An 18,544-nucleotide genomic window follows, 5' to 3' on the forward strand; every position below is an offset into this window, starting at 1 on the left:
GGCCCCTTGCCCCGGCTACCCCAGTGCACCCGCATGGTCGCGGGCCCTTCCCTTCCTTTTAAGCACTTCCGGCGACGGTTGCCACCCTGAATGCCAGGAAAGGTTTATGCAGAGGCGGAGATGGAGCCTGAAACATGCACGCGGTCACGCCCAGCCCTCTTCGCGAAATACAGGGCGGCATCGGCGGAAAGGTTCAGGGATGCCAGATCACCAGTGTCCGTGAGGCCGGCCACGCCGGCACTGAAAGTGACATGAAACAGCTTGTCATCGCCGCCCCGGAAACCCACCGCATGAAAGGCCTTGCGCAGATTATCCAGGATGAGGGCCGCCTCCTGCGGATTGGTACGGGGCAGGATCACAGCGAATTCCTCGCCCCCGTACCGGCCCACAATGTCGCTGCGCCGCAGCCGCTGGCGCAGCAGGCGTGACAGCGACCGCAGCACCCGGTCCCCCGCCGCATGCCCGTGTTCGTCATTGACCCGCTTGAACCGGTCGACATCAATCATGGCAAAGGACAGTGGTTCCCCTTCCCGCCGGGCACGGGCCACCTCGGTCGCCAGATGTTCTTGCACCATGGCATGGTTCAGGGCACCGGTCAGGCTGTCACGGGCCATCATAGCCTGAAGCTGCCGGGCGCGGCGCACGCGGGCCCGCACCTGTTCCACCAACTTGGCGTTCTTAATCGGCTTGCGCAGCAGATCCTCAGCCCCCAGATCCAGCGCCAGCCGCTTGTCGGTCAAGTCCTCATCCGCTGTCAGGAACAGGATGGGCAGCGACAGCATCCCTTCCTGCTGGCGCAGCACGGCAGCCAGTTCCAGACCCGAGCAACCCGGCATGCGGTTATCCAGCAGAAGAAGATCGGGCAGAAAACGGCGGATATGGCCGATGGCCCGTACCGGATCGGCCAGCACCTCCACCTCCATGCCAGCCGCGCCCAGCGCCGTTGCATATTCGGCGGCGACCAGGGCGTCATCATCGACGAGCAACACGCGATAGGGCCGGGCACTGTCGCGCCCGATGATCTGGTCCAGCCGTTCGGCCAGGACCGCCGGGTCTACGGGCTTGACCAGATACCCGGCGCCACCGGCCCGAACGGCCGACAGCCGTGCCTCAAAATCATCCCGGCCCGACAGGAAGATGGTGGGCGGAACCGGTCCTTCCGCCGACAGGGTGAAAACAATGTCGCTGCCGGCATCGGTATCGGGGCCGCAGATGATGTCGACCAGCATCGCCTCAGGCGCGCAAGTCCGAACGGCATCGGCGAAACTGTCAGGATCGGCATAGGCGATGGCGTGATAGCCATAGGGGCGAAGCTGGGCCACCAGTTCACGCGCCTGCACCGGATCATCTTCCAGAACATAGACGGTGATTTCCTCGGCACGCGCGCTGGTTTCCTCCTCCGATACGTCAGGAACTGGGCTGGTCGCGACCTGTTCGCCCAGACGCAGGGCAAGCGCGAGGGCCGCATCGATACGGGTGGCAGCTTCCTCCTCCCCCGCCACCAGGGCGCGGGTAGCCTGATCCAGCTGACGGGCCGCGTCCGCCAGCTCCGTGAAGCCAAAGGTGCTGGCCGATCCGATCAAGCCATGCGCCAGACTTGAAAGCCGGCGCGCATCGCCCGCCGCCTGCGCCAGCGCGGCCAGACGCTCGGGAAGCATCAACACATATTGTTCACGAATTTCCCTTTGCCGGGTCACAACGGAAACAGGGGGAATCGGATTGGTCATCAACAGTTCCGCGGATGGCGGTGGTTTACGGTTGCATTCTATGCCGGTACCAGGAACGCTGTCGAGGCGCAGAACCTGCCTTAAAGGTTGGGTCGGAGAATGAAAAATGGAACTATCACGGGTCCTTTATGTTGATGATGACCCCGACCTGCGATCCATGGCCGAACTGGCCCTGGCCACCATCGGCGGGCTGGAGGTGACGCTCTGCGCTGATGGCGCGCAGGCCCCGATACTGGCCCGGGTCAGTCAGGCCCAGATGGTGCTGCTGGATGTGGTGATGCCGGGACTTGATGGCCCGGGCACCCTGGCCGCACTACGCGCCGACGACTTCACGGCTTCCCTGCCCGTGCTGTTCGTGACGGCCAAGGATACCGACGCCGAACGCGCCGAACTCCTGGCGCTTGGTGCCGTTGGTGTCATCACCAAGCCTCTGGACCTGATGGGCATGGCGGCACAGGTGAAGGCCATCTGGGCGGGGCGGTAACCCCGATACCAAGCGTTGATGAGGCCCACTCATCAACGCTTGGTTGGCGCATTGAGCGCCCGGCGTTTGAGGGTCGTATCACGTTCCAAACTGCACAAACGGCACCGCGCTGAACAGCCGGCGTTCCGCCCCACGCGGGTCATCTGCCATCCGGCATTCACTGTTCAACACCATGGTCTGCCGCCGCGTGAGGTCATAAGGCTCCCAGGCTGGCAGACCCGGATGGTTGGGGTCGCCCTTGCGAGCCAGCGCGATAAAGGCGTCGGCCAACCGGCCTGCCATGTCCTGCGCCGCCGGCCCTGCCCCGGTCTCGCTGCCCGGCTGGGCGATATTGTCAAAGGCGAGCGGGATATCCAGCGTGTGATGCGCACCCCATTTGCCGCCGTCGCGCGGGCTGCGGAAATCCAGCTGGTAGGCCCAGGTGGGTGCCACGCCCGGCGCCTGTTTCGCCCGCGCCTCCAGTTCCTCCACCGCCCCGCGCCAGGACCGGCCCGCCGTAGTGGCGGCAAAGAACAGGTCCGACGGGCTGTAATGCGGATACAGACGGCGATACTCGGCAATCACGATCTCCGGCGCTATATCCACCCGCATGGCGGGGAACAGCTTTTCCGGCAACGCGTCCCAGGTCAGGGTAAAGGCCGACGGATCGCCCCCACCGATCAGGCTTCGCGTCTCGTCGTGGGTATTGCCGATGATCATTGGGATATTGGCGGATATAGCCGGCGCGTCGGGGAAGAAGGGATGGCGCGGCAGATTGCGCCCATCCATGACCGGACCGGCATAGACACCACCCGACCCCGCCACCGGGTCCACCGCTTTCAGCCCGGCCTTTACCTGCTCGACTGGCATGGTCAGCAGCGCTTCCGCCCCTGCCCTGTCGGCACTGAGGCCCAGCTGTTTCAGAACCGCCACGGCGCGGGACGTGGCGTTGCGCGGGCCACCTGCCGTCACCTGCTGCCCGCTCATGGTGGCAACCTTGTGGAACAGGCCGCGCGCTGCTGGCATGGCCATCAGGGTGGCGATCTTGGCCCCGCCGCCCGACTGCCCAAACAGCATGACATTGCCGGGGTCGCCGCCAAAAGCTGCGATATTGTCCCGCACCCATTGCAGGGCCAGGATCAGGTCGAGTTGGCCTGCATTGCCGCTATCGGCAAAGCGCGGATCATCCAGCCCGCCCAGCCGCGCCAGATAGAGATACCCGAACAGGTTCAGGCGGTGATTGAGGGTGATCACCACCACATCGCCACGCCGGGACAGCCGCGTGCCATCATAAAGTGGGTCCGATCCTGAACCGTTGGCATAGGCACCGCCATGGATATAGACCATGACAGGCCGCTTTGCCCCATCGCCCAGGCCCGGCGTCCAGACATTCAGGAACAGGCAATCCTCCGACTGCCGCTCCTCCTTCGATCCCTGCGGACTGGCATTGCCATACTCTACCGCCTCCACCACGCCTTTCCAGGGCTGCGGCGGCAGCGGGGCCTGAAACCGGCGGGCGGCGGTATCAGCGCCATAGCGCACACCCTTGAAGACATGGATGCCCTCGACGGTACGACCGCGCACTTTGCCGGCCACGGTCTTCACCACCGGCCCCTTGCCCGTGGCGGCACCCGCCGACCCCGCCACCATCACCCCCGCCGCCCCTGCCAGCAGCAGCGACCGCCGCGTCAAATCCATCCCGCACATCCCGTTCCCTTCCCACTGTGCCATGAGGCTGTTTGGCGGAAACAGTAATTGATACCGGTGTCAGTGCGAAGAAATTTTCGCCCCCCGGTATCGACGTACCGGGGGGGGGGACCCATACTCTAAGATCTCGCAAAGGTGGCAATATCGGCGTTCAACCGTTCGATATGGGTGATGAAAAGTCCGTGCGGCGCTCCTTCATAGACGGTCAGGCGTGCGCCCCGCACCAGTTTGGCGGCAGGGCCGGCGCTGATCGGCAAGGGGGCGGAGGCATCGCGGTCGCCATGGATAAACAGCACAGGTTTTGACAGCGCGGACAGTTCGGGGCGGAAATCCGCCTCCACCATCGCCTTGTTCAAATCGGCAACCGCGCGCAGCGTCGTGGCCATCATGATGTTCTTGATCCAGGTCCGCATGCCCGCACTGGTGGCCGGTACCACGAACGGGTCGGCATTGACATCAATCCAGTTTGGAAAATCCGCCTGCATCTGCTTGCGCGCACCGTCGAACATGGCGGCCGGCACGCCCGTTGGATTATCGGGCTTGGCCATCAGGCAGGGCAGGGTCGTGGCCAGGAACAGGATACGCCCGATCCGGGCTGCTGCGTCCGCGGTGCCGCGCGACAGAAAGCGCACCACCTCCCCCCCACTCATTGAATGGGCGATGATTGTGGCGTCGCGTACATCAAATGCGGCGAGCACAGCCCCCAAGTCCGCCGCCAGCGTGTCATAGTCGTAACCCCGGCCCGGATCATCAGACCGCCCATGGCCACGCCGGTCATAGGCGATGCAGCGGAATCCCTGACCGCTCAGCGATAGCATCTGATAGGCCCAGGCCTCCGATGGAAGGGCCCAGCCGGCCAGGAAAACCAGGGTGGCGGGACCATCGCCCCAGCAACGCGCATAAAGGCGTGTGCCGTCTGGCGCGGTAACGCTGGTTGGGGCGGGGACCGGCGCCTTGTCTGCTGCCTGCGCCGTCGTTCCCACCTGCATGAGGCCAATCATGGCGGTACTGGCCAGTCCGGTCCGCAAAATGTCTCTTCTGTGCATTGCCCGATCCTCCGTGTTGCGGCCAATCTGACACGGGGAAACAGCCGGCGCGATTACCTTGGAGGTCAACGCCGCCATATTATGGAGCCGCAAGCAAGCATGGGGAGGACACTTGATCCCACGTCTGGAACGGTGGCGATGAAAACAACCCCTGAAATGGTGCCGGCCAATCCGCTGGGTCTTTTGCTGCGGGCCGCGCGCAAGCGCAGGCATCTGTCACAAATGACCCTGGCGCTGGAGGCGCGTGTCTCCCCCCGGCACCTAAATTTTGTTGAAACCGGCCGGTCACGGCCCAGCCGACAATTGCTGATGGCACTACTGGATGTGCTGGAAGCATCACCATCGGAACGGAATGCAGCGCTGCTGCATGCTGGCTTCACAGGGTCCCATTCATCGGCACCACGGGGGAGGGGCGGGGAACGCCAGGCTCTGACCCATCTGGTCTACGGCCATGATCCGTTTCCGGCACTGGTCTTCGACGCCAACTGGACAATCCTGGAGATGAACCGTGCGGGCGCGTGGCTGGCCGCCCTGGTGATGCCGGATTACATCGGACGTGCCCGGACTGCGGGGACGGGGCTGGATATGATTGATGCGGTGGCAGATGCGCAGGGTCTGCTGTCTATGGCGCATGGGCCGGAGAGGGCCGCAGCCGCCCTGCTGGCGCAGTTCGAGGCGGAAAGCTGGGCCCAGCACCGGCTGCGTTCGCGTGTGGAAAGGTGCGCCGCCGCCCTGCGGGACCGGTACGGAACCCTGCCCGACACACAAGGCAGCGACCCACACCGCATCGAAATCGCGTTCGCCACCAGCGTCGGTATGCTGGCCTTTTCAAAGGTTCAATGCATCCTGGCCTTGCCACAGGATGTGACGGTTTCCTCCCCCCGGGCGGAACTCTGGGTGCCCATGGACAGCTTCACACGCCGCACCCTCATAGAGACCGCAGAGGCCTCACCGGAAAACAATTGACCTCAACCGGCCAGCTTGAGGTCCTTCTCCCCATCTCCGCCCAGGAAGGTCAGGGTGCGGATGCGGGCGGGGTCGCCATAAAGGTCGAAATTGACCTGGTTGATCTGCACGGGGAAAACGTCGCGCAGGATCATGTTGCGTACAGACAGTTTGTCCGGCGGCGCCGTCATGGCCATTTCCTGGTAGACGCGAACCTCTTCCCCATCCAGTTCCGCTCCCAGCAGTTTAAGCACCAGCGCAGGCCCACCCGGTGGTGTCAGGGCGAACCGCGCCTCCACATAAAGCGACAGCCTAGCCCGATCCTCCAGTTGCGACAGATCGGGTGTGGGCAACTTGGCGATCTGGTTCAGGGCCATTTCGGCATCATGGGCGTGCAGCGTATGCTCCACCTCCATCAACCCTTTAGCCCGATTGAATCGGACCAGCGTCAGCGCCGCCTTGGCGCGGTGGGCACGGGCCAGCGGCACCACGCCCAGCAGCAGGCTTGCCCCGGCCAGCGCCAGAAACCGGCGCCGGCCCCTCTTTACACTCGTCACTGCTGTCCCCCAGCGGGCGCAAGGGGCACTTCCTTGCCCGGCCCAGCCTTGCCTTCTGCGTCCTTCTTGGCCTTCAGCTCGACCAGCATGTCGGCCATCAGGTCCTTCTCCTCGTTCTTCATCTTGTACAGTTCAAGACGGGACGAGGCGATCTTGCGCGGATAGGCGTTGTTGGCGACATTGGCGTCAGCGATTTCCTGGCGCGGATCCAGTTCGATCCCCACCACCTGTTTGGGACGGATCAGCATCTTGGTCACGGTCTGGCTGTTGTAGCGCCAGATCTCCGCCGGGATCATCACGAACTCCGTGGTCCCGTCGGCATAGGTCAGGCGCAGCGGCAGCGGCATGACCAGACCGCCCTTATTGGCGAAATCCACGAAATAGACCCAGTCGCCATCCTTCTCGGCCCGCGCCAGCGCCTCACGCTCCCACGGGTCCAGACCCTCCACCATGTCCGCAAACTTGTTGCGGTCCTTGTTGGTGGGCGTGAACTTGTCATTCTCGTTATAGAAATCCTTCAGGTCCGGCTCCCGCTCCAGCAGGGTTTTCAGACCCTGCTCGCGGTTATGCACCTGGGCCAGCGGCTCGACATTGTCGCGGCGGTACTCATCGCGCTGCAACGGCTTCTCGATATCGGGATTGCCGGTGGAGATGCGGTATTCGCGTACGCCCGACAAGTCGATATCGACATGGTCGGTCGTATAGAACCAGCCGCGCCAGAACCAGTCCAGGTCGATGCCGGACGCATCCTCCATGCTGCGGAAGAAGTCGGACGGGGTCGGGCGCTTGAACTTCCAGCGCTGCGAATATTCGCGGAACGCATGGTCGAACAGTTCGCGGCCCATCACCGTCTCACGCAGGATGGTCAGGGCCGTCGCCGGCTTGGTATAGGCGTTGGGACCGAATTGCAGCACCGAATCCGACTGTGTCATGATCGGCACCTGACCCTGGCTGGTCATGTAGCTAGTGATCTCGGCGGGCAAGTTGGGGTTGCGGCGATGCTCGCCGAAATTCTCCTCCCATTCCAGATGCGCGATATTCTGGACAAAGGTGTTCAGACCCTCATCCATCCAGCTCCATTGCCGTTCGTCCGAATTCACGATCATCGGGTAATAGAAATGCCCGACCTCATGAATGACGACGCCGATCAGGCCATATTTGGCATTGGCGGTATAGGTGCGCTTGCCCGTCTTCTTGTCGATATTGGGGCGGTATCCGTTGAAGGTGATCATCGGATACTCCATACCGCCGCCATCCCAGGTATTGACCGACTGGGCCGTGGGGTACGGATAGGCAAAGGAATATTTGCTGTAGGTCTTGATCGTGTGCGCCACGGCCCAGGTCGAATATTTCGACCAGAGCGGTTCCGCCTCGTTCGGATAGAAGGACATAGCCAGGACAGGGTTGCCTGCCGGATTGTCCTGGGTCACCCCCATCGCGTCCCAGATGAACTTGTTGGAACTGGCAAAGGCGAAATCGCGGACATTCTTGGCCGTGAAGCGCCAGGTCTTGGTCGCCTTGTCCGTTTCCTTCTCATTGGCCAGGGCTTCGTCCGGCGTCACAATGAACATCGGCTTGTCGGCCTTGGCCGCCTTGGCCAGACGGTCGCGCTGCGTGGCCGTCAGGACATCACCCGGATTCTGCAATTCACCCGATGCGCTGACCAGATGGTCGGCCGGAACGGTGATGGCGACATCATAATCGCCGAATTCCAGGGTGAATTCGCCCCGGCCCAGGAAGGCCTTGTGCTGCCAGCCGGCATAGTCGGTATAGGCGGCCATGCGCGGGAACCATTGCGCGATGAAGAACAGGTCCGTGTTGTTGTCGCGGAAATGCTCATACCCGCTGCGCCCGCCGACAATATCCTGATTGATGATGTTGTAGGCCCATTCCACCTTGAACCCGACCGACGCACCGGGGGCCAAGGGCCGGGGCAGGTCGATGCGCATCATGGTATCGACCACCGTGAAGGGCAGCTTGCGCCCCCCATCATCGGTAACGCTGGCGATCTCCATCCCGTACTTGATGTCTTTAAGGGCCTGCACACGCGCCAGCGTGCCATAGCTGATCTGGTCGCCGCCATCCTTGGCCGGACTGGCCGTGCGGGTCAGTTCGGCTATGGACTTGTCCTTGTAGATGTTCTGGTCCAGCTGCAGCCACAGGTACCGCAGCGTATCGGGGGAGTTATTGTGGTACTGCACGCTTTGCTTGCCCGTCAGGCGCTTGGAGGCGGCATCCAGCTTCACCTCAATCCGATAATCGGCACGCTGCTGCCAATATTGGTGGCCCGGCGCGCCCGATGCGGTGCGATAGGTATTGGGGGTGGGAAGGTCGACCTCCAACTGGCGGAACTTGTCCTGCCAGTCGCCCTTGGTCTGCACAATGGCATCGGCTGCCGCCATGTCGGTCGTTGCCATCGTGGTCGATAACACCAACGCCGTGACCGCCACCCGTCCCCGCCAGTACCCCATTCATACCCCCCGCGTCACGGCCGGGCCCCTTGTCCGGAGGGACCCGCTGCCGACAAGGCTCTGATAATGCTTGGACGTTTAAATCCCGCAAAGCACAAACAAAGGCAAAACCGGCGGAATATTGTAACGCTTCGGTAACAGGAAGCAGGTGCGGATCAATAATTGCCGTAACGGCAAGTGTCGCGGCCCTTCGGGAATCGCGGGGCGGCCTTAACCCTGTGTCGGGGCTTCTGTCCTTACCAAAGGGGCATGAACCGCCTATCATCCGCGCTTTCTGGAAACGGGGGCATCGTATGCGGGACGGGTTTGCCATGCGTGGCGACTGGCGACATGACGTGATCGTGGTGACCTTGGCCGTTGATGGCCTTGGCACGCGGGATCTGGCGCCGTTGTCGCACACGCTGGACCGGGCCGAACGCGACCGCGCGGCCCGTTTCCAGTTTGATGCCGACCGTAACGCTTACATCGCGGCCCACGGCCTGACCCGCCTGTTCCTGGGTGCCTGGACGGGCCGCGCCGCCGGTTCACTGGCCTTCAATGCCGGCCCCTATGGCAAGCCGGTGCTGGTACGTGGCGGTGCCTCCTTCAACCTCTCACACACCCGCTCCATGGTGGCCGTCGCTGTCGCGGCACAGGGTGAGGTGGGGGTGGATATCGAACCGCTGGTGCCCAACCGCACCGTGGAACTGGATATCGCCGACCGCTGGTTCTCACCCCAGGAAGTGGCGCAGATCGCCGCTGAGGAGGATGAGGATGCCAAGCGCACCCGCTTCATGCGCATCTGGAACCTGAAGGAAGCGGTGATCAAGGCCACCGGCCGCGGCCTGTCACAGGAACTGACCGCCTTCACCGTCACCCCGCCCAAGGCCGACGCCGCCCCCGTTCTGACAACGGAAGAGGAATGGCTGCGCGCCGGCGACTGGCGCCTGTCGCAGTGGGATGTGGACGGCCATGTCCTGGCAGCCGCCAGCCTGAACGGCCCCCCCGGCACCCTGCGTCACCTGCGCGTCACCGCCGACGGTCTGGCCGCCTTGGCTGACGGCGCGCCGATTCTGGTTTAATCACACCCCCGCCACCAACGGCCACGCCGCCTTGCACCGTTCGGAGAACAGGCGCAGATGGCCGATGGCCGTCACGCCCACCTCCTGAGGCTTCACCACCAGATGGCTGATGGTGGCGGCGGGGAAGAAGGCCGCATGGTCGCGCACCACCGGTGGCGGGATCATGGGATCATCGGCCACGGCGATCAGCCGCACCTCCCCCGTCATGCGGGTCAGGTCCGGTTGCGGCAGGGCGCGGCCCCAATCACGGCGGTAAAAGCCGCGCGTGGTGCACCAGCGCCGCCATTGCCAGAAGGCGCGCGCCGGCAGATCCTCCCCCTGCCCCAGGATGCGGCCCGGCAGATAGCCCAGCAGCAGCGTTGCCACAGGCCCCAGCACGAACCAGAAGGCCGCCGCCTTGCCGATATAATGCATCGGATGCCGGGTCCAGTGTGAGGGGCCGGTCGCCACCGTCGTCAGGCGCCGCACCCGATCGGCCCTTTCATGGAACGGCAAGCCCATACCGCCCAGCGAATGCCCCACCACCTCCAGCGGCAGATCCGCGAAACGGTCGGCCAGCCAGTCCAGGGCCGCTGCCTGATCGGTCACGGCCCAGTCGCCCATGTCCGACCGCGCCACGCGCACCGACCCCCGCGCCGACTGCCCGCAATCCCGGTAATCATAGATTAGCACCGCCGCCTGCCGCGCAGCCGCCAGCCAAGCCGCGAACTTCGCATAATAATCGCGCGGCACACCCGTCGCCCCATGCAGCACGATGGCCAGTATCGGCTCCACGTCCGGCAGGAACAGGCGGCCCGCCAAGGTCCAGCCATCGGCGGTGGCAAGGGTGACTTGCTGCTCGGTCTGCGGGGCGCTCACGGGATCGCTCATTTTCACCATCCGGGGTTTGGAGAGAGGATCATAACGAACGGTCGTGCTTATATCAATCCCGACAGGTTATTACCTATAAGGCGCAATATCATTGCGGCTCCACTTGACCATGCGACAGTCCCACCGCCATAAATATCGTCAGGGGCGATATGGGGCGTAGATATGCAAATCAATGGGACACAGGCGGACGACATTCTCACCGGCGGTGACGGCGACGATACGATCAATGGCGGCCCCGGTAATGATACGCTGCGCGGTGGTGCCGGGGCCGATATTTTCCGGCTGCGCGCGGGTGAAGGCCATGACCTGATCCTTGATTTCAATCCCGCCCAGGACCGGCTGGATCTGGGTATCTCCTATGGCAGCCAGGACGTCGGATTATCGACCGACAGCGCCGGCAACAGCGTCGTCACCCTCTACCCCTTCACGCCCGATCAACTGCGTTTCACCCTTGCCGGGGTGACACGGGAGCAGTGGCTGGACCTGCGCGATGTGGACGGAAGGCGGCTGCTGCGTCCGACCGCTGATGATTATGGTGATACTTTCGCCACCGCCCCTTCCATCGGCAAGGGTGTCTTCGGCATCATCGACCGTGCCGATGATATCGATGTAGTGCAGTTGCCGGGCTTGAACGGCACGCATTACCGCATCGCCCTGTCGGGTGGCATTACGGGAACCGCCCCGATCGCCGAACTGATCAGCTTTGACGGTGCCATCCTGGCGCGGACAGTGGCGCAGGATGGCGACAATGTCCTCGTCTACCGCGCGACCAGCAGCCAACCGATGTATCTGAAGGTGCAGGGCGGTGGCACCTTCACGGGCCAGTACCGGGTCAGCGTCATGGATGTGCAAGCCCCCGCTGACAGTGTCGGCGACAGTGCCGCCAGCGCCCGCAGCCTGACCATCGGCCAGAATTTCAGCTCGATCCTGGAACGGCGCGGGGACGAGGACTGGTTTGCCGTACAGTTGACGGGCGGCACCCGCTACAGCTTTCGCATGAACGCGGATGAGAATACGCAGCCCAGAATCCCTATCTCCGATCCGCTGCTGCGGCTGGTCGATGCCGGCGGGAGGGAGATTGCCTATGATGATGACAGCGGCGATGACGGCAATGCCCACTTGATCTTCACACCGCAAAGCACCGGCACCTATTATCTGGTCGCCCAATCGACCTGGATCATGGATATCGGCTTCTATCAGGTCTCCGCGGACCTGGCCCTGGCCGATGATTTTGCGGCCTCGATATCGGGCGCAGGCGCGCTGTCCGTCAACGGATCGGTGCGGGGCATCATCGATCAGGGGGGTGATCAGGACTGGTTCGCCATCGATCTGCTGGCCGGGCGTTCCTATGTCTTCGACCTGCTGACACGCCGGGATGGCAGTCAGCGGCTTGAAAATCCCGCTCTGACCCTGCTGGATGGCAATGGCGGCACGCTGGTGACGGGCACCGCCAGTACCGGCCAGTCCCACATCACCTTTACCCCCACCACCAGCGGTCGCTTCTACCTATCGGCAGCGGGTGGTGATACAGGCGCGACGGGCAGCTACACCCTGTCCACCCTGGGCCTGTTCCCCACCGCGTCCGGCAGCAAGGCCGCGGCCAGCACCAGCCTTCCCACCGACCCGCTGTTCGCGCAGCAATGGCATCTGGGAGACAAGGGCCTGAATGTCACCCCCGTCTGGACGGATTACACGGGCCGGGGTGTCCGGGTGGGTGTGCTGGATCAGGGGGTCGACCGCACCCACCCTGATCTGGACGATAATCAGCGCATCGACCTGTCGATCAATGCCGATACCGGCCTGCCCGGCGGGGTTCCGGTGCGGGCACAGGATAATCACGGCACCGCCGTGGCCGGCGTCATCGCGGCGGAACGCAACGATGTTGGCGGCATCGGCGTGGCCTATAATGCCGACCTTGTCTCTATCTACAGCCGGTTGGGCGGCACACCCGCCACCTTGGACGGGGTTGTGGCCCGTGCCTTCACCCATGCACTGGGCAAGGTGGATGTGCTGAACAACAGCTGGGGCCTGGGCAACGCCTTCCAGCATTCCCCCGACAGCGCCTTCATGGATGATTTCGGCACGACCATGACGGCCAGTGCCGCCGCCCTGCGCCGGCTGGTGGCCGAAGGCCGCGACGGGCTGGGCACCGTGGTGGTGCAGTCCGCCGGTAATAGTGGGGAATTCGGCGATAACGGGAATCTGCATAACTTCCAGAACAGCCGCTTCACCATCGCCGTCGCCGCCACGAACAACCAGGGCAGTATCGCCAGCTTCTCCACACCGGGCACGTCGGTGCTGGTGGCGGCCCCCGGCGTCGATATCCTGACCAGCGACCGGGCCGGCAGCGTCGGGTATGAGACGGGCGACAGCACGACAAAGTCCGGCACCAGCTTCGCGGCTCCCGGCATTTCCGGCGTCGTGGCGCTGATGCTGGAGGCCAATCCGGACCTGGGCTACCGTGATGTGCAGATGATCCTGGCCGCCAGCGGCGGCAATCGATCGTCCGAGCCAGCGAAGCCGGGCGCCCTCGGCTGGAACGGCACGGAACTGTGGCATGACACGCAGAAGGGCTTTGGCGTCGTTGATGCCCGCACCGCAGTGCGTTTAGCGGAAACCTGGCAGGGTCAGCGCACACTGGCCAACGAACAGAGCCTGACCGCCAGCGTTAGGCCCGATATCGGCCTGCCAATCCTGACCGACCGCTTCACCACCTCGTCGGTGACGCTCGACGCCAATCTGGCCATCGAGCATGTCGAAGTGGAAGTGGCCATCAATCATACCTGGATCGGCGATCTGACGATCCAGTTGATCAGCCCCACTGGCGCCACGGCGCGACTGCTGGAACGTCCCGGATCGGGGCTGATCTCAACTCATGGTTCCTCGCAGCAGGATGTGCGCTTCACCTTCTCCAGCGCCGCCTTAATGGGGCAACAGGCGCAGGGGGACTGGACCCTGAAGGTCACAGGCGGCCAGAATGGCAATGTCGGGGAGGTCAAATCCTGGACCCTGCGCGTGTTCGGGGAGGATCGGGGCAATGACGATCTGTTCCTGATCAATGACCGGTTGGCTGGTGAGATCCGTCTGAGTGACCGGCAGGGTGGCGCGGACACGCTGAACGGTGCCGCCCTGACGCGCGCTGTACAGATCGATCTGGAAGCCGGGCAGGCCAGCCTGGATGCCACCAGCAAGGCCCTGTTCCGGGCAGGCGAGATTGAACGCGCCTATGGCGGCGACGCAGGCGACAGCCTGAAGGCCAGCAGCCTGGATAGCTATCTCAATGGCGGGCGCGGTGCCGACACGCTGACCGGCGGGACGGGCTTCGACATTTTGGTCGGCGGCGCGGGTGATGACCGACTGAATGGCGGTGGCGGCATCGATATTGCCCTGTTCAAGGGGGAAAGGTCGGCCTTCACTCTGTCGCGGGATGGCGACGGCTTTCTTATGGCTGGGCCGGACGGGCAGGATTACCTGACCGGTGTGGAAATCGCCGTCTTCAACCGTGGCGCCCTGTTCCTGGGCGGGGCCGGCGGATCGCTGTTCAATGAAGCGGGATATCTGGCTGCCAATCCGGATGTGGCCGCCGCAGTGCGGGCGGGGCTTTTCGTGTCGGGGCAGTCGCATTACGACGCCTATGGCCAGATCGAAGGGCGGTCTGGCGCCACCGGACTTTCCTTGTTCAACGAAGGCTTCTATCTGGCCCGCTATCCCGACATCGACACCGCCGTGCGCAATGGCGCACTGGAAAGCGGCTATGCCCATTTCCTGAAATATGGTCAGTCGGAAGGCCGCGCGGCCTCACTGTACTTCGATACCGCCTATTATCTGGAAAGGAACCCCGATGTTGCCGGGGCCGTGCGGGCTGGCGCCATTCAGGCGCTGGACCATTACCTGACCTATGGCGTGAATGAGGGGCGGCAGGCCAGCCCCTACTTCAACGCGCAGGAATATCTGCGCCTCAATCCTGATGTCGCGGTGGCGGGCGTGAATGCTGTAAAGCATTTCCTGGCCTATGGTCAGGCAGAGGGGCGGCTGGCAGGCGTTGACTGGGATTATTTCGGATAACCCAGGGGCCGGGATGTCTGGCGAAATGGCAACAAAGGTGCCGTGAAGCATCTGTCCTACCCATTCGCCTGATTGCCAGACAGCCCAGCCCCTCTATATGGTGCAACCAGGGAGCAACCAGGCAGAAGCCGGGATAACGATGCGGGCGAAAAGGCCGACGTCATTTGATATCGCCGAACTGGCGGGCGTATCACAATCCACGGTCTCGCGCGCCCTGCGCCGGGACAGCATGGTCAGTGAGGATACGCGCCTCAAGGTCGAACAGGCCGCCCGTGCGCTGAACTACAAGGTCGATGTGAATGCCCGCAACCTGCGGTCACAGCGTACCAACACGCTGGCCCTGCTGCTCTATGAAGACCCCGGCACTTCGGAGTCCCTGATCAATCCCTTCTTCCTGTCCATCCTGGGCAGTGTGACCCGCGCTTGTGCCAAGCGTGGCTACGATCTGCTGATCTCGTTTCAGCAATCCTCCAACGACTGGCACGCCGATTACGCGGCGTCCAAGCGGGCGGACGGCATCATCTTTCTGGGATATGGCGACTACACATCCTATCTGGACAAAATATCCTCCCTGGACGAAGCAGGCATCCAGTACATCACCTGGGGGCCCGTCCTGCCCGGACAGCCGGGCCATTTCATCGGGTCCGACAATGTGCAGGGCATGGCCGAGGCCGTCAGCCACCTGATCGCCATGGGCCATCGCCGCATCGCCTTCCTGGGCGATATCTCGGAAAACTGCCCCGAATATCGTGACCGGCACCAGGGCTATTTGAAGGCTTTGGCCGCCGCCGGCCTGTCCGCCGACCCCACCCTGCGTCTGGACAGCCAGACCTCCGAAGAGGCGGGCCACGCCGCCGCGATGCGCCTGCTGGATAGCGGCCAGCCCTTCGATGCCGTCGTCGCTGCTTGCGATCTGGTGGCAATCGGCGCCCTGCACGCCCTGCGTGACCGGGGCCTGTCCGTGCCGGGCGATGTCTCGGTGATCGGTTTTGACGATATCCAGGCAGCCAGCTACACGAACCCGCCCTTGACGACGGTGCGTCAGGACACGGTGGCGGCGGGCGAATTGCTGGTAGAAAACCTGCTGCGCCTGATGAACGATCAGATGCTGGATCGCACCATCATCCCGGCCAAACTGGTTGTGCGCGGCTCCACCCGGCGGCGGGGCTGATCCTCACCCCTCATCCGCCAGCGTCTGCGTATCGCTGTTGGGCGCGATCTCACGGGCCTTGATAGCGCTGACTGCCAGAACCTGGCCCATCAGCCCTTCCAGTTGGTCATTGGCAGCGCGCAGGTTGCGGGCCAGGATGCGCACGATGCTGGCCACGAACGGGTCCGCCTCGGTCAGGCGCTGGCGCACCTTTTCGCCGGAAATCACGATCAAGGTCGTATCCTCGACCGCATGGGCGCAGGCCGACCGCGTGCCCTCATCGATCAGGGCCATTTCCCCGAAAAGGCAATTAGGCCCCACCTCGGCCAGCACGACCGGATGCTCCGGCTCCCCGCGCCAGATGCGGATACGGCCGGACTGCACCAGATACATATGCTCGCCGCGTTCGCCCGTCAGGAACAGCTGCTTGCCGGCCGGCACGAACTTGCGGTTAAGAATGCCCTCGGCCATGACCAGCCCCTTCTGAATGCGATGGCGTGTTATCGGTCCCGCCGCGCCCCCTGGCAAGGGGATTACTTGTCCGACATGACAACCAGATCGTCGCTGGCACCCTTGTCCAGTCGTTCCAGATGCAGGGCCACCGGCCCATCCTCCGGTCGCTCCGCCGCCAGTGCCTGAAACAGCGCCCGCGCCTGCTCCCGCCCCTCGGCCATGGCGGCGTAGGCAATCTGATAGCGCTGCATGAACCCGCCCGCCGCTTCGTCTGCCGTCAGGGGCTGGAACACCGCGATGGGTTCGGTTTTGCCCTTCAGGACGATACGCCCGATGGGCCGACGCGGAATGTCGGGGCAGCGACCCGCCGTCGCCCCGCTCATCGCCACCCGCGTGCCGAAATATTTGTTCAGCCCCTCCAGGCGCGCCGCCGTATTCACGGCATCGCCCAGCGCGGTGTATTCAAACCGCGCGTCCGACCCGAAATTGCCCACGCTCGCGGGACCTGAATGCACGCCGATGCGCGTCACGCCAAAGGGGCGGCCCGCGGCCGTTTCGGCAGCCAGAAACCCTTGCGCGAACCGGTCCAGTTCCAGGGCGCAGGCCGCGGCGCGGGCCGCATGGTCTTCCATGTCGCGCGGCGCCCCGAATAGGGCGAAGACGGCATCGCCGATGAACTTGTCGACGGTGCCGCCATGGGCGAACACCACCTTCACCATCCCGTCCAGATAGCGGTTCATGACATCGGCCAGTGTGGTGGCGTCCATCCCCTCCGATATGGTCGTGAACCCGGCCACATCGGTGAAGACATAAGACATGTCGCGCCGCTTGGGATCGATGGACAGCTTCGACGGATCCTTCAGGATATCATCCAGCAGGGCTGGCGACAGATACTTGGCAAAGGCCGCCTGCACGAACCGCTTCTGGTCCCGGTCCCGTCGCCCACGCCAGATGTCGGTCAGCCACAGACCCAGCATGACCGACAAAGACGGCCCGATCTGCGGCAACAGGATATTGCCCCTGGCAAAGGCTGGCGCCGCCAGCAGCCAGATGCCCACCACCAGCCCCAGGCCCAGCAGCGCCCGCAGCCATAGCGATATCTCCACCAGACCCAACACCAGACCCAGGCCCGCCGCGATCAGCCCCGCCGCAACCGCCAGCCCCACACCCTGCGCCGGTGCCGTCCGCCCCTCCAGCAGTTGCGACAGTGCATGGGCATGGATGGTGATCCCCGGCAGCACCCCAGCATTGCCGGCAAAGGCCGTACGGAAGGGCGTGATATGCCGGTCACGGTCCGACAGGTCGGCCCCCACCAGCACGATCTTGTCCTTGAACCACGCGGGCGGCAGCAATGCCACGGCATGGGCCGGGAACTGTCGGAACGCAGCCGTCTGCGCATCGGGCCGCCCGCGCCAGGCGAGGGGCGTCAATTCACGCGGCGGGTTCAGGCCCAGATGGGTGGCCAGGGCCGGTACCACGCCCGCCTGCCAATGCCCCTCCGCCCCGGTCTTGCCGGGGAAGATCCAGCGCACCGTGCCGTCCAGATTATCCTTCACCAGATTGGCCCAGCCGCGCCGTTCCACCGGGACAAACGCGTTCAGGTAGGCCACCTGCCCCTCGGTCAGCCCTTCATCGGCGCCACCATGGCTGACCACCAGGGGGATTTTCAGCGCCCGAATGGCGTCCGCCAGCGCCTGATCCTTCTCCGGCTCCGTCGGCTGATCCAGCAGCACGTCCAGCAGCACCGCCTTCGCCCCCTTGGCCTCCAGCGTACGCAGCACACCGGCCAGAAACGCCCGGTCAACGGGGGAGCGATAGGGGAACCGGGCCAGCGTATCCTCATTGATGGCGACGATGACGATGTCGGGTTGCTGCGGCTGTGATGGCGTCATGGTCGCCACCCGGTAATCCGCCACCCAATTCTCGATCCCCTGCAGAAAAGGTGCGGCCCGCACCAGCAGCACCGGCGCCAGCCCCGCCAGCAGAAGAATCGCAGCAAAGGTCAGAAGGCGGCGGATCGGCATGGGGG

The 18,544-nt window shown here is 64.0% G+C and carries 13 protein-coding genes; 5 read left to right on the forward strand and 8 right to left on the reverse strand.

Annotated elements, in window-relative coordinates:
- Nucleotides 1-104: 104 nt before the first annotated feature.
- Complete coding sequence (locus C0V82_RS21305; protein WP_102114489.1) at nt 105-1,727, reverse strand: diguanylate cyclase; 1,623 nt, start codon at nt 1,725-1,727, stop codon at nt 105-107.
- Between the two features lie 106 nt (nt 1,728-1,833).
- On the opposite strand from C0V82_RS21305, the gene C0V82_RS21310 reads away from it, so the two are divergent.
- Complete coding sequence (locus C0V82_RS21310) at nt 1,834-2,211, forward strand: response regulator (protein ID WP_102114490.1); 378 nt, start codon at nt 1,834-1,836, stop codon at nt 2,209-2,211.
- A gap of 78 nt (nt 2,212-2,289) precedes the next feature.
- Here C0V82_RS21310 and C0V82_RS21315 read toward each other — a convergent pair whose 3' ends face one another.
- Together C0V82_RS21315 and C0V82_RS21320 are read right to left on the reverse strand one after the other, a co-directional pair.
- Complete coding sequence (locus C0V82_RS21315; protein ID WP_102114491.1) at nt 2,290-3,897, reverse strand: carboxylesterase/lipase family protein; 1,608 nt, start codon at nt 3,895-3,897, stop codon at nt 2,290-2,292.
- A 119-nt stretch (nt 3,898-4,016) separates the two neighbouring features.
- The gene (locus C0V82_RS21320; protein WP_211107943.1) at nt 4,017-4,925 is read right to left on the reverse strand and encodes an alpha/beta fold hydrolase; all 909 of its coding nucleotides are present in this window, start codon (nt 4,923-4,925) and stop codon (nt 4,017-4,019) included.
- 156 nt (nt 4,926-5,081) lie between these two features.
- On the opposite strand from C0V82_RS21320, the gene C0V82_RS21325 reads away from it, so the two are divergent.
- Nucleotides 5,082-5,909 (forward strand): helix-turn-helix domain-containing protein, encoded by an 828-nt coding sequence (locus tag C0V82_RS21325; protein ID WP_158660113.1) that lies wholly within the window; start codon nt 5,082-5,084, stop codon nt 5,907-5,909.
- Nucleotides 5,910-5,911: 2 nt separating this feature from the next.
- Here the strand turns inward: C0V82_RS21325 and C0V82_RS21330 are convergent, their stop codons facing one another.
- Both C0V82_RS21330 and C0V82_RS21335 read right to left on the reverse strand, forming a co-directional pair.
- Nucleotides 5,912-6,445, reverse strand: coding sequence for a DUF6702 family protein (locus C0V82_RS21330; RefSeq protein ID WP_102114493.1), 534 nt, complete (start codon nt 6,443-6,445; stop codon nt 5,912-5,914).
- On the reverse strand, nt 6,442-8,916 hold the full coding sequence (locus tag C0V82_RS21335) for a M1 family metallopeptidase (RefSeq protein WP_158660114.1): 2,475 nt from the start codon (nt 8,914-8,916) through the stop codon (nt 6,442-6,444). Before C0V82_RS21335 ends, C0V82_RS21330 begins: the two co-directional genes overlap by 4 nt.
- A gap of 293 nt (nt 8,917-9,209) precedes the next feature.
- Between C0V82_RS21335 and C0V82_RS21340 the strand changes: the two genes are divergently transcribed.
- The gene (locus C0V82_RS21340; RefSeq protein WP_102114494.1) at nt 9,210-9,977 is read left to right on the forward strand and encodes a 4'-phosphopantetheinyl transferase family protein; all 768 of its coding nucleotides are present in this window, start codon (nt 9,210-9,212) and stop codon (nt 9,975-9,977) included.
- Here the strand turns inward: C0V82_RS21340 and C0V82_RS21345 are convergent, their stop codons facing one another.
- Nucleotides 9,978-10,847 (reverse strand): alpha/beta hydrolase family protein, encoded by an 870-nt coding sequence (locus tag C0V82_RS21345; protein ID WP_158660115.1) that lies wholly within the window; start codon nt 10,845-10,847, stop codon nt 9,978-9,980.
- Nucleotides 10,848-11,009: 162 nt separating this feature from the next.
- On the opposite strand from C0V82_RS21345, the gene C0V82_RS27830 reads away from it, so the two are divergent.
- Nucleotides 11,010-14,912 (forward strand): S8 family serine peptidase, encoded by a 3,903-nt coding sequence (locus C0V82_RS27830; RefSeq protein WP_102114496.1) that lies wholly within the window; start codon nt 11,010-11,012, stop codon nt 14,910-14,912.
- 139 nt (nt 14,913-15,051) lie between these two features.
- On the forward strand, nt 15,052-16,083 hold the full coding sequence (locus tag C0V82_RS21355) for a LacI family DNA-binding transcriptional regulator (protein ID WP_102114497.1): 1,032 nt from the start codon (nt 15,052-15,054) through the stop codon (nt 16,081-16,083).
- Nucleotides 16,084-16,086: 3 nt separating this feature from the next.
- On the opposite strand, the gene C0V82_RS21360 is transcribed toward C0V82_RS21355, so the two are convergent.
- Both C0V82_RS21360 and C0V82_RS27835 read right to left on the reverse strand, forming a co-directional pair.
- Entirely contained in the window at nt 16,087-16,533 is a 447-nt protein-coding gene (locus C0V82_RS21360; protein WP_054169963.1) for a Crp/Fnr family transcriptional regulator, read from the reverse strand.
- Nucleotides 16,534-16,595: 62 nt separating this feature from the next.
- Nucleotides 16,596-18,539 (reverse strand): adenylate/guanylate cyclase domain-containing protein, encoded by a 1,944-nt coding sequence (locus C0V82_RS27835; protein ID WP_102114498.1) that lies wholly within the window; start codon nt 18,537-18,539, stop codon nt 16,596-16,598.
- Between the last annotated feature and the right edge of the window lie 5 nt (nt 18,540-18,544).

Origin of the sequence: Niveispirillum cyanobacteriorum (assembly GCF_002868735.1) — a bacterium.
Lineage (GTDB): Bacteria > Pseudomonadota > Alphaproteobacteria > Azospirillales > Azospirillaceae > Niveispirillum > Niveispirillum cyanobacteriorum.